The 11,977-nt window shown below is 64.0% G+C and carries 8 protein-coding genes; 2 read left to right on the plus strand and 6 right to left on the minus strand.

Features of this window, described 5'->3' with window-relative positions:
• Nucleotides 1-122: 122 nt before the first annotated feature.
• The 4 genes from OU999_17040 to OU999_17055 are packed head-to-tail and all read right to left on the minus strand — an operon-like array spanning nucleotide 123 to nucleotide 6,261.
• Nucleotides 123-1,376 carry an SGNH/GDSL hydrolase family protein gene (locus OU999_17040; GenBank protein ID WAC23417.1) on the minus strand — a complete coding sequence of 418 codons (1,254 nt, stop codon included), beginning with the start codon at nucleotides 1,374-1,376 and terminating at the stop codon, nucleotides 123-125.
• 51 nt (nucleotides 1,377-1,427) lie between these two features.
• The gene (locus OU999_17045; GenBank protein WAC23418.1) at nucleotides 1,428-2,720 is read right to left on the minus strand and encodes an MFS transporter; all 1,293 of its coding nucleotides are present in this window, start codon (nucleotides 2,718-2,720) and stop codon (nucleotides 1,428-1,430) included.
• Nucleotides 2,721-2,728: 8 nt separating this feature from the next.
• On the minus strand, nucleotides 2,729-3,940 hold the full coding sequence (locus OU999_17050; protein WAC23419.1) for a D-galactonate dehydratase family protein: 1,212 nt from the start codon (nucleotides 3,938-3,940) through the stop codon (nucleotides 2,729-2,731).
• A gap of 8 nt (nucleotides 3,941-3,948) precedes the next feature.
• A complete protein-coding gene (locus OU999_17055; GenBank protein ID WAC25463.1) occupies nucleotides 3,949-6,261 on the minus strand; it encodes a glycoside hydrolase family 3 C-terminal domain-containing protein in 2,313 nt (770 codons plus the stop codon).
• A 220-nt stretch (nucleotides 6,262-6,481) separates the two neighbouring features.
• On the opposite strand from OU999_17055, the gene OU999_17060 reads away from it, so the two are divergent.
• Complete coding sequence (locus tag OU999_17060) at nucleotides 6,482-8,575, plus strand: alpha-glucuronidase (protein ID WAC23420.1); 2,094 nt, start codon at nucleotides 6,482-6,484, stop codon at nucleotides 8,573-8,575.
• Between the two features lie 4 nt (nucleotides 8,576-8,579).
• On the opposite strand, the gene OU999_17065 is transcribed toward OU999_17060, so the two are convergent.
• A complete protein-coding gene (locus OU999_17065; GenBank protein WAC23421.1) occupies nucleotides 8,580-9,386 on the minus strand; it encodes a ThuA domain-containing protein in 807 nt (268 codons plus the stop codon).
• 83 nt (nucleotides 9,387-9,469) lie between these two features.
• Here OU999_17065 and OU999_17070 point away from each other — a divergent pair, with 83 nt between their 5' ends.
• On the plus strand, nucleotides 9,470-10,543 hold the full coding sequence (locus OU999_17070) for a LacI family DNA-binding transcriptional regulator (protein WAC23422.1): 1,074 nt from the start codon (nucleotides 9,470-9,472) through the stop codon (nucleotides 10,541-10,543).
• A gap of 11 nt (nucleotides 10,544-10,554) precedes the next feature.
• On the opposite strand, the gene OU999_17075 is transcribed toward OU999_17070, so the two are convergent.
• A complete protein-coding gene (locus tag OU999_17075) occupies nucleotides 10,555-11,976 on the minus strand; it encodes a sugar porter family MFS transporter (protein WAC23423.1) in 1,422 nt (473 codons plus the stop codon).
• Between the last annotated feature and the right edge of the window lies 1 nt (nucleotide 11,977).

Genomic DNA, 11,977 nt, shown 5'->3' on the forward strand with positions numbered 1-11,977 from the left:
GGCATTTCTCCCCATCGGGCCGGTCGCAACGCGACCGGCCCTTTTTTGGCCAGGCTGCAGCGCGCGGACGCGGCAAGCCGGTCGCGCTGACGCGGGTCAGGAAATGCTAGCCGATAGGCTGCTTACTGGAATATCGAGAGAGGCACGGCCTCTGCCATTGCGCGGAAGCCAGCAGGGTTGGGGTGCAGGCCATCGCCCGTGTCATAGGCGGGGTTGAGATATCCCGGCCGCAGCGGATCGCGCATGATCGCATCGAAATCAATCACGCTGTCAAATGCCCCGGAGGTGCGGATCCACTGGTTGATCGCCTGGCGGTCTGCCTCGCTGGCTGCATCCGGCTTGTAGAAATCATTGCCCTTGAAGGGCAACAGGGTGGCACCATGAACGCGAATGCCCCGGGCATGGGCGCGTGCAATGATCTGCGCATAGGCGCCGGTCACCTGCGAGATCAGCGCGGCGTGCTCATCTGCGCTGACCGGGCGACCGCGCGCCAGATTGCCGATATCGTTGATCCCTTCCAGCACGATCAGGTGGCCGATACCTGGCTGCGCGAGAACGTCGCGGTCCAACCGCGCCATGGCACTGGGGCCAAGCCCGTCGAGCAGCACCCGATTGCCGCCGATGCCCTGATTGATCACTGCTGCGCGGCCAGCAAGCCTTCGCGCCAGAAAATCGGTCCAGCGGTCATTACCATTGGTGGTCGATCCGCGCCCGTCGGTAATGGAATCGCCCAGCACCACGATGCCATCTCGCGCTTCGCAGCTTTGCACTTCGAGCCCTGACAGCAGGTACCAGTGGTCGGTCGGAACGGCTCCGGGAAGACTGGCCATGCGGGTCGCATCGCCCTGCACCACATAGGATGTCGCGCGCGACCCGGGATGCGAGGTCTGGCGCTCGGGATGCTGCACGACATGAAAGGTAATGGCCAAATCCTGGAAAGCGCTGTCGTTCCACGGAACCGGATCGCTCAACCATTCGCCACCGGGCGGGATCACCGCGCCATCGGTTCCTCCAAAACGCAGCGGCACGAGCGTTTCGACCAGGATATCGGCGCTGGCATTGCTGGCCGATCGGGCCAGGGTTGCAGCCGCAATGCGGAGTGGTGTGGTACCGAACGCGTTGGACAGTCGTACCCGCAAATGGGTACCTGACAGGCTCGGGCGGATGATCTGGCGCAGCGAGGCGTTGGCGAGCGCGCCATCGGGCAGCGCATTTGCGGCGTCCGGCAGCATCTGGGCCGACGCCCAAGCCGCTTTCCACGGGCAGCTATGCCTGGCAGGGCTCGATCGAACAGGCGCAGGCGGGGTCTTGGCAGCGGCGGCGGGCGGCACGATTGCCAACGCGAGTGCGAGAAAGGACACGGCCCGTCCTGTCATCTTTCCTGTCTCCATTTTCCCTACAAGCGAACCGGTCGACAGACCGGAATATCAGGCGGAGCCGGTCATCCGCACCGCCTCGTAGCGCGGATTGAGCAGGTGGAACATGCCCAGCGCGACCAGATAGGCCATGCCGCAGGCGATGAAGAAGGGCTCGTAGCTTCCGACGCGATCCAGCAGCGCTCCCAGCGATTTCGAGGCAATGAATCCGCCGCATGCCCCGGCAAACCCGCCCAGGCCGATCAGTGTCCCTTGGGCAAAGCGCGGGAACTGATCCCCGGGAAGCGCGAAAAGGTTGGTGGAGAAACCCTGATGCGCTGCGCAGGCAAGCCCGATGCAGAGCACGGCGATCCAGATATTGTCCGCCTCGATTGCGAACATCACCGGCAGCGCGAACAACGCGCAGGCGAGCATGGCCTGCTTGCGGGCGCGTCCTGTCGCCACACCCTTTTTCAGCAGGTGCGAACTGTACCAGCCGCCGATAATGGCCCCGACATCGGCGAGGATGTAGATCGCCACCAGCGGCGGGCCGAAATTCTTGAGGTCATAGCCATATTGCTTGTTGAAGAAGTCCGGCAGCCAGAAGAGGAAGGTCCACCAGACCGGATCGATGAGAAACCGTCCGGTCATATAGGCCCAGGCCTCGCGATGCCGCAGCACGTTCAGGAAACCCGTGCGCCCGGCATCGTCTGCCGGTTCCGCTTCGATCCAGGCGCGTTCTTCCGTCGTGATTTTGGGGTGCTGGGCGGGATTGCGGTAGAACCGCCACCAGGCGAACAGCCAGATCAGGTTGAACAGGCCGGTGACGATGAACGCCCAGCGCCAGTCGAACGCCAGCCCCACGACGATGAACGAGACGAGCAGCGGGGTGATGATCGCGCCGACATTGGCACCGGCATTGAAGATGCCGATCGCCAGCGCGCGCTCCTTCTTGGGGAACCATTGCGAAGCGGCGGCGAGCGCGGAGGGGAAGGTGCCCGCTTCCCCCAAGGCCAGCGGTATGCGGGCGATCACGAAGCCGGTGGTCGATGTGACCAGCACCTGCGCAAAGTGGCCAAGCGTCCACATGCTCATCGCAAGCATATAGCCGGCGCGCGGCCCGATCCGGTCGATCAGCCACCCGAATGCGAGAAAACCGAGGCCATAACAGACCTGGAAATAGCCGCTGATGTCGCCATAGCCCGAATTGGTCCACCCATAGAGCGTTTCGAGCTGTGGCTTGAGCACGCCCAGCACCAGCCGGTCGACATAGGACAGGACTACGGCCGCAAACAGCAGCGCGCAGATGGCCCAGCGGATGCGTCCGCGCGGCTTGGGGGGCGGGCTATGCGGGGCGGCGGTCAAGGGACCGGTTACCAGTTGTACATCGTGCCGTCTTCCAGCCGGTTCACCGGCAGGAAGGCGCGTTTGTACTCAAAGCCTGCGGCCAGTTCCTCATCGATATCGACCCCGAGCCCGGGGGCATCGCCGGGATGCATCGCGCCATCTTCGAATGTATAGGCATGCGGGAAGACCGCATCGGTTTCGTCTGTATGCCGCATATATTCCTGCACGCCGAAATTGGGCACCGACAGGTCGAAATGCAGCGCAGCCGCCATGCAGACGGGGGACAGATCGGTCGCGCCGTGGCAGCCGGTGCGGATCTGGTAGAGATCGGCCAGCGAGGCAATGCGGCGAAGATGGGTGATTCCGCCAGCATGGACCACGGTGGTGCGGATATAGTCGATCAGCTGGTTCTGGATCAGCTCACGGCAATCATGGATCGAATTGAAGATTTCGCCGACGGCCAGCGGCGTGGTCGTGTGCTGCCGGATCAGCCTGAACGCTTCTTGGTTTTCCGCCGGGGTGGCGTCCTCGATCCAGAACGGCCTGTAGGGTTCGAGATCCTTGCCCAGCCGTCCGGCCTCGATCGGGGTCAGGCGATGATGAATGTCGTGCAGCAGGTGCACGTCCCAGCCCAGCGCTTCGCGCGCGGCCTTGAACAGTTCGGGCACGACCCGCAGATATTTGCTGGTGTTCCAGACATTCTCGGTCGGCAGGTCGGCATCGGCGGGTTCGTAGAAATAGCGATCCTTGCTGACGCCATAGGTCGATGCCATGCCCGGCACGCCGCATTGCAGGCGGATCGCCTTGTAGCCCTGACGCTGGTAATCGAGCGCGACCGCAATGGTGTCCTCGATTGTCGTGCCATTGGCATGGCCATAGACCATCACATTCTCGCGCGAGGCGCCGCCTAGAAGCTGATAGACCGGCAGCCCGGCGATCTTGCCCTTGATGTCCCATAGGGCGGTATCCACTGCGGCGATCGCGCTCATGGTCACCGGCCCGCGCCGCCAATAGGCGCCCTTGTAGAGATACTGCCAGATGTCCTCGATCCGGTGGGCATCGCGGCCGATCAGGCAGGGTATGACATGATCGGTGAGATAGCTGGCCACCGAAAGCTCTCGGCCGTTGAGTGTCGCATCGCCGAGCCCGGTGGTGCCATCGTCGCAGATGATCTTGAGCGTGACAAAGTTTCGGCCGGGGCAGGTGATGATAACGCGGGCATCGGCAATCTTGGGCATGGTGATCCTCAGACGATTTCGAGAGTGACGGTTTGCAGGTTGCGGCTGTCCGGTCCGGTCATGATGTCGAACAGGCCGGGCTCGACCACCTCGCGCATTTCGTCGTTCCAGATTGAGAAGGTGTCGGCATCGAGCGCGATCTCGACGGTGTGGCGCTCGCCGGGCCTCAGCGTCACGCGCTGGAAGCCCTTGAGCACCTTGAGCGGTTGGGTCACCGAGGCGACCTGATCGCGGATATAGAGCTGGACGACCTCGTCGCCCTCGCGGTTGCCAACATTCGTGACATCGACTGAAACGGTGACGTCTGCGCCCTTTCCGATCCGGGCGGCGGACAGCCGAGGTGGGCTGAGCTCGAACCGGGTGTAACTGAGCCCATGGCCGAAGGGGAAAAGCGGGTCGGTGGTGTCGAACAGATAGCCGCGCCGCGCCGAGGGCTTGGCATCATAGAAAACCGGAAGCTGGCCGACATGCCGGGCCACGGTGACTGGCAGCTTGCCGCCGGGATTGACGTCGCCGAACAGCGCCGCCGCCATCGCGTGTCCGCCCTGCTGGCCCATATACCAGCATTCCAGCAGCGCATTGGCCTGCTCGGCCACGGTCGGCCAGGAGGGCGGGCGACCATTGATCGCGACCACGACGACAGGCTTGCCGGTTGCCTTCATCGCCTGGAACAGCGCGTTCTGTTCGCCGACAAGGTCCAGGCTGGTGCGATCGCCCAAATGGTTCCTGGCAAAGCCTTCGCGGCTCGTCTGCTCGGTATCGCCGATGGCGAGCAGGATGACGTCGCAGGTTTTGGCGACCTCGGCGGCCTCGGCGATGAGCTGGCGGTTCTTCACCGGGTCGGCGAGCAGGATTTCGTTTGCGGAACGGTCCTCGCTCTGGGTGATGAATACGCCCTGAGCGAACAGGACCTCGGCCTTGCCCTCCAGCCGCGTCTTCACGCCTTCGAGCAGTGACACCGGATTGGTCGGTAACGAGGAATAGCCGCCGAGCCGGGCAATCGCTGCATTGGGGCCGATAACCGCGACACGCTTTTGGGCACCGGGCTTCAGCGGCAGCGTGCCGTCGTTGGTAAGCAGGGTGATGGCCTTTTCGGCAGAACGGCGTGCCAGGGCCAGCGCCTCGGCATTTGCGGTGAGCGTGGCTGCCGCGCGGGCATCGACCGGTCCGGCCTCGAACAGCCCGGCCCGGAACTTCAAGGCGAGCATCCGTTGGCAGGCAAGATCGACCAGCGCCATTGGAACCTTGCCCGCACGCACTTGATCCGCCAGCGAGCGGTATGCCTCGCCATCGGGCAAGTCGCTGTCCACGCCGGCGATCAGCGCCAGCCGAGCGGCCGCCGCCAGATCGGGCGCGACATGGTGCAGCGTAGCAAGCTCGCCAATGGCGGCATAATCGCTGACGATCAGGCCATCAAAACCCCATTCGCCGCGCAGGATGTCGTTCAGCAGCCAGCGATTGGCATGGCTCGGCACGCCATCGATCTCGTTATAGGACGGCATGACCGCCGCAATGCCGGTGCGCCGGACAATCTTGCGGAAGGGCGGGAAGAACCGTTCACGCAGCTCACGCTCGGCGAGCGGGGCAGGGGCGACATTCTCGCCGCTCTCGGGCTGGCCATGCCCGGTCATGTGCTTGAGCGTCGCAAAAACCTTGCCAGGGCCCAGAATCTTGCTGCGTCCCTGAAGCCCAAGCACCGCGGCTATGCCCATTTCCCCGCACAGATACGGGTCTTCGCCAAAGGTCTCCTCGATCCGGCCCCAGCGTGGATCACGCGCGATATCGACCACGGGCGACAGCGCCAAGAGACTGCCATGCGCGCGCATTTCGCGGCCGATCACGGCGCTGACCTTCTGCATCAGGTTGCGGTCAAATGTGCTGGCCAGACCGATCGCCTGCGGAAAGCTGGTGGCGGTCGGCGCCATATAGCCGTGCAGGCATTCCTCGTGGAACAGGATCGGAATGCCCAGCCGCGTCGATCGCGCCCAGCTCTGCGCGGCATTGATGAAGGCGATCGTGTTGGCGGGCGCGCGCCAGCGACCCGTGTTTTCCGCCGGGTTGTTGTTGGCCGTTGCCGCACCACCCTTGTCCGAAGGGCGGGCGATCTGGCCGATGCCGTGCGGATAGGCGGCGGATGCCTTTGCCGGGTCGAAGGCAAGGTCTGCGTCCATGACATCGCGCTTGGTCCGCGACAGCGTGATCAGCTGCGCGACCTTTTCGTCCAGCGTCATGCGCGACAAAAGATCGTCTACCCGCAGGTCGATGGGGGCCGTGGGGTCGCGATAGATGGGGGTGGCCGCCCGGGCCGCCACCGGCATCATCGCCAGCAGCGATACCGAGCCGCTCCACAGGAACAGGTCGCGACGGGTTGCGCTGACTCCCTTGTTCGTTGTCCGCTTCATCCGTCTCTCCCGTCCCGCAAGCTGCAACATTCTTGTTGATGTTGCTGTCGTGATACCGCTACCATGCACGGCACAACAAAGGCTTGTCAATGCCATTGCAAACCGCCAGCGCATCGGTGCGGCGACAGGGAGAGAGGAAATGAAGCTCATTCGACGCCTGAGTTCGCTCTGGGCCTGCGCAGCGCTCGCCCTGGCTTCGCCCGCGCTTGCGGATGATGGCTATCGGCTCTGGCTGGGCAGTGCGCGCGAGCAGACCAGCCCGGTCCCGGTCGAGCTGTCGGACGATTCTCCCACCCTTCGCATTGCGGCCGAGGAGTTGCGCCGCGCCTTGCCCGCCGGATCGCGTCCGGTGTTGCTGGCGCGCGCCGACGATCCGGCGCTGGCGGGTCTGGGCATCGAGCGACAGGCGCTGGGCCTTGAGGGGTATCGCGTGCAGCGTGCCATGATCGGCGGGCGCGAGATGACCCTGGTGACCGGCGCCACGGACATCGCGATCCTCTACGGTGCGTTCGCGGTGCTGCGGCACATGAACAGCGGGGGCGATGCGGCGGATCTCGCGCTGATCTCGGTCCCGAAGACGCGCCTACGAATCCTCAATCACTGGGACAATCTCGATGGCGCCGTGGAACGGGGCTATGCGGGCCAATCGCTCTGGGACTGGTGGACGCTGCCCGACTTCAAGCATCCGCGCTATGCCGATTATGCCCGCGCCAATGCCTCGATCGGCATCAACGGCACGGTGCTCAACAATGTCAACGCCAAGGCACAGAGCCTGACCGCGCCTTACATCGCCAAGGCGGCGGCGCTGGCGGAAGTCTTCCGGCCTTATGGCATCAAGATCTATCTGTCGGCGCGCTTTTCTGCCCCGATCGAGATCGGGGGGCTGAAGACCGCCGATCCGCGCGATCCGGCCGTGGCGGCCTGGTGGAAGGCCAAGGCGGGCGAGATTTACCGGGCCATCCCGGACTTTGGCGGGTTTCTGGTCAAGGCCAACAGCGAAGGGCAGCCCGGCCCGCGCGATTACGGGGCCAGCCATGCCGATGGGGCCAACATGCTCGCTGCGGCGGTCAAGCCGCATGGCGGGATCGTCATGTGGCGCGCCTTTGTCTATGCCGACACGGACCCGGAGGACCGCGCCAAACAGGCCTATACCGAATTCAAGCCGCTAGACGGCCAGTTCGCCGACAATGTGCTGGTGCAGGTCAAGAACGGCGCGATCGACTTTCAGCCACGCGAACCCTTTCACCCGCTGTTCGGCGCGATGCCGAAGACACCGCTGATTGCCGAATTCCAGATCACCAAGGAATATCTCGGCTTTGCCACGCATCTGGCCTATCTGGGGCCGCTGTTCGAGGAGGTGCTGGATGCACCGACCGGCGTCAGGCGCGGCGAAACGGTGGCGTCGGTGATCACCGACAAGGCCGATGGCCAGGCGCTCAGCGGCATGGCCGGGGTCGCGAATATCGGTCGCGACCGCGACTGGTCAGGCAGCACGTTCAACCAGGCCAACTGGTATGTGTTCGGTCGTCTCGCCTGGGACCCTGCGCTTTCGTCTCAAGCGCTTGCGCGCGAATGGGCGGCACAGACCTTTGGCGATGACCCGGTCGTCATCGACACGGTGGTCGCCATGATGATGCGCTCGCGCGAGGCGGTGGTCGACTATACCGGCCCGCTGGGCCTGGCCCATCTGTTTGCCACCGGCCACCATTATGGCCCTGGCCCCTGGGTGTCCGATCTGGCGCGACCCGAATGGAACCCGGTCTATTACCACCGCGCCGACAAGCAGGGCATCGGCTTCGACCGCACCCGCACGGGCAGCAATGCGATCGCCCAATATGCCCCGTCCATTGCAAGGCGCTACGCCGATCCGCGCAGCACGCCGCCAGAGGAGTTGTTGTGGTTCCATCATCTGCCCTGGGATTACCGAATGGCCGACGGCAAGACCCTGTGGGAGGAACTGGTGCGCCGCTATGATCGCGGAGTGGCCGAGGTCGCAGCGATGCGCGAACAATGGGCAACGCTCAAGCCCAGGATCGACGCCGAACGGTGGACCAAGACTGACGTGTTTCTGGCCGTGCAGCACAGAGAGGCGCAGTGGTGGCGCGATGCGAGCCTGGCTTACTGGAGGTCGATCAACGGTCTTGCCCTGCCAGCGGGATCAAAAGCGCCGGAACACAGCCTGGAACATTACAAGCAGATGCGCTTTCCGTTCGCTCCGGGCAATCCGCATTGAACCGTCAGCAGCGCTTGCCCGCCGCCCATTCGATCGCGTTCCCGATGAGCCTGCGATGCAGCGGTTCGGCATAGCTTTGCGCTTGATGGCCCAGCGCCGAGAAGATCGATCGCCCCCGCGCCACGCACCGGGTCCAGACGATGGGATGGCTTGCGCCCATCCGCTGCTCGGGTGCGGGACGATAGCTGGCCTCGTCAAGCGTCGCCACAATGCGGGTGTTCTGGCCCGTCGGCACCCTGTCAAAGGCGTACCATTCTTCGGTGCGCGTCCATTTTGCCGGGATACCGCGCATGACCTTGTGCCGCGGCGTGGTGACATGGATGTCGCCTTGCTGGAACTGGTCGGGCTTGGATGTGTGCCCGATGAATTGGACGCCCAGCAGCGCGTTGCGATACCAGGGCCAGTCGTAATGATGGTCGCCGCCCGCTCCGTGCAGCAAAACCACGCCGCCGCCACCTTCCACCCATTGCCGAAAGGCGGTGCGCTGGCTCTCGGTAAAGATGTTGCCGCTGGTCGAATTGAGCACCACCACCTTGAACTGCGCCAGGTCGCGCGGGTTCATGACGGCAGCATTCTCCGTGGCGAAGACATCCCGCCCGCCGTCCTTGACAATCTCCTGGATCGCAATGGTGGCTGCCACGATCTGCTCGTCATCCCGGTAGCCGTTCGTCTTGGACAGCACCAGTACGGCACCACGCTTCAACGGTGGCAGCGGGGGAGAGGCTTCGTCCATCACCGGGGTCGGCCAGTATTTCGGATTCTTGACATAGGGGACAGGTTGCAGCGCGAGCGCCAGCAGCAGTTCGATCATATCTCGCCTTTCAAGAGCACCGGGGTTATTGCGCGCAGAACGGCCCGCCAGCCCAGGGGCCGTTTCGATCCGAAGGACCAAGCATGAGAGCAAGTCGCGGCCCGCGCCGCCAGCGCAACGTTCCCACGATCAGCGATGTGGCGGCGCATGCGGGTGTGTCGCCCATGACGGTAAGCCGCGTCATCAATGGCGAAACCAATGTTCGGGCAGAGACCAGACGCAAGGTGGAAGAGGCGATCGCGGCTCTCAATTATGCTCCCAATGCTGCAGCACGGACCTTGGCGGGCGGGGATGACATCCGCATCGGATTGCTCCACTCGAACCCGTCGTTCGCCTATCTGAGCGAGTTTCTGGTCGGCAGTCTCGATCAGGCCAGCCGCAGCAACGTCCATCTCGTTGTCGAGAAATGTGATGAGGACCGGGGCGGCGAGGCGGCCGTGGACCATCTGTTGCGCGGTCGCATCGACGGCGTGGTCCTGCCACCACCGCTCAGCGATTCCATGCCGATTCTGACCGCGCTGGAAGACCGGGGCATCCCGGTGGTGGCGGTCGCCACCGGCCGGGCGCCGGATTGGGCGATGTCGGTGAGGATCGACGATCGCCGCGCGGCGGAGGACATGACCCGGCATCTGGTGCAGCTTGGCCATGTGCGCATCGGCTTTATCTCCGGCAATCCGAACCAGACCGCCAGTGCCGAACGGCTGGAAGGCTATCGTGCCGCGATGCTGGAAGCTGGACTCGCGTTCGCGGATGAACTGGTGGCAGAGGGCATGTTCACCTATCGCTCTGGCCTGGATGCAGCAGAACAGCTCTTGTCTCTGGAAAACCCGCCGACAGCGATATTTGCGGCCAACGACGACATGGCAGCGGCGACGGTCGCCATCGCGCACCGTCAAGGCCTGGATGTGCCGGGCGACCTGACGGTTTGCGGGTTTGACGACACCGCGCTGGCGACCACCATCTGGCCCGAACTGACCACCATCCGCCAGCCGGTGCTGGAAATGTCGCGCCAGGCCATCGAACTGCTGGTCCGCAAGATCCGCGAGAGCCAGGCGAGCAGCGTGGACTGTCCCAACATCCTTGCAGATTACGAGCTGATCCGCAGACAGTCGGACGCGGCCCCGCGCCGCCGTCCGACGGTGCGCAAGCCGCGCTGACCGCAAGGCCATCAGCCGGCCATGTCTTCCAGCTCGATGCCACGGGTTTCGACCACCATCTTGCGGACGAAGAAGAACGAAATCCCCGCAAAAAGGGCATAGCCCATATAGGTGACGGCAAGCCCGGGTGAGGCGGCCAGCGACGGGAAACTCACCGATATGGCGGCATTGGCGATCCACTGCGCAAAACCGGCCACTGCCAGGCCCGACCCGCGGATCTGGTTGGGGAACATTTCACCCAGCATGACCCACATGATCGGTCCCCAGCTGAGGTTGAAGAAGATCACGTAAAGATTGGCTGAAACCAGCGCGACGACGCCATTGTTGCCAGGCAGCGAAACGCTGCCATCCGCACCGGTGACGGCGGTCGAAAACGCATAGGCGACAACGGCGAGCGTCACCGCCATGCCGGCAGAGCCGATCAGCAGCAATGGCTTGCGACCGATGCGGTCTACCAGCAAGATGGTGGCCAGACACGCGCCGATCGAAAGGACGCCCGAAAGAATGTTGGTCTGCAGCGCATAGTCTTCGGAGAATCCGACCGCCTCCCACAGCGCCGCCCCGTAATAGAACACCACGTTGATGCCGACAAACTGCTGGAAGATCGCCAGGCCGATACCGGTCCAGACGATGGGACGGACTTTGCCAGACGCTTTGTCGACCAGGTCGGACAGGCGCGCGCGGTGCTGGTCGGCGGCAAGGCTGTTGCGGATCTCGACGACCTTGCGATCCGCTTCTGCCGCTCCGAACAGCCGTGCCAGCACCGCATGCGCGTCCGTCTCACGGCCGCGCGCAACCAGATATCGCGGGCTTTCCGGAATGACCAGAAGCGCAGCACCGTAGATTGCGGCAGGTACTGCCTGCAGCCAGAACATCCAGCGCCAGGCCGGATAGCCCATCCAGAATTCTGCTGTCGAACCGCCTGCATATCGGGCCAGGGCAAAGTTGGCGACAAAGGCACCGGTCAGTCCGGTAATGATCATCACCTGCTGCACGCTCGACAGCCGGCCGCGGATGTTCGCAGGCGTTACCTCGGAAATGTAGACCGGCGAGATGACGCTCGCTGCGCCAACCCCCAGACCGCCGATGATGCGTGCAATGATGAAGATGATCGACGACGATGCGGCACCGGCGAGCAGCGCGCTCGCCAGGAACAGCAGTGCCGACAGCAGCATCACGCCACGCCGACCGATGCGGTCTGCCATCCGCCCCGCTCCGAACGCGCCGATGGCCGAGCCGACCAGGATCGCGCCGACATTCACTCCGATGCCGAACTTGCCCAGGTCGAACGCGCTTTCAAGCCCCTTCTGGGTCCCGTTGATGACGCCTGAATCATAGCCGAACATGAAGCCGCCGATCGTTGCCACGGCGACGATTGCGATGATGAACCCGATATTGACCTGCCCCTCGCGTGGCTGCGCTACAGTCGCCATT

This window comes from Blastomonas sp. SL216, from assembly GCA_026625625.1.
Classification (GTDB): domain Bacteria; phylum Pseudomonadota; class Alphaproteobacteria; order Sphingomonadales; family Sphingomonadaceae; genus Blastomonas.

Bases quoted from the DNA above. Each gene is read 5' to 3' on its own strand.
- OU999_17055 (WAC25463.1), bottom strand. From the start codon at position 6,261: ATGATGCCGGTGGCGGCCCGGGCGGCCACCCCCATCTATCGCGACCCC.
- OU999_17040 (WAC23417.1), bottom strand. From the start codon at position 1,376: ATGACAGGACGGGCCGTGTCCTTTCTCGCACTCGCGTTGGCAATCGTG.
- OU999_17050 (WAC23419.1), bottom strand. From the start codon at position 3,940: ATGCCCAAGATTGCCGATGCCCGCGTTATCATCACCTGCCCCGGCCGA.
- OU999_17060 (WAC23420.1), top strand. From the start codon at position 6,482: ATGAAGCTCATTCGACGCCTGAGTTCGCTCTGGGCCTGCGCAGCGCTC.
- OU999_17075 (WAC23423.1), bottom strand. From the start codon at position 11,976: ATGGCGACTGTAGCGCAGCCACGCGAGGGGCAGGTCAATATCGGGTTC.
- OU999_17065 (WAC23421.1), bottom strand. From the start codon at position 9,386: ATGATCGAACTGCTGCTGGCGCTCGCGCTGCAACCTGTCCCCTATGTC.
- OU999_17070 (WAC23422.1), top strand. From the start codon at position 9,470: ATGAGAGCAAGTCGCGGCCCGCGCCGCCAGCGCAACGTTCCCACGATC.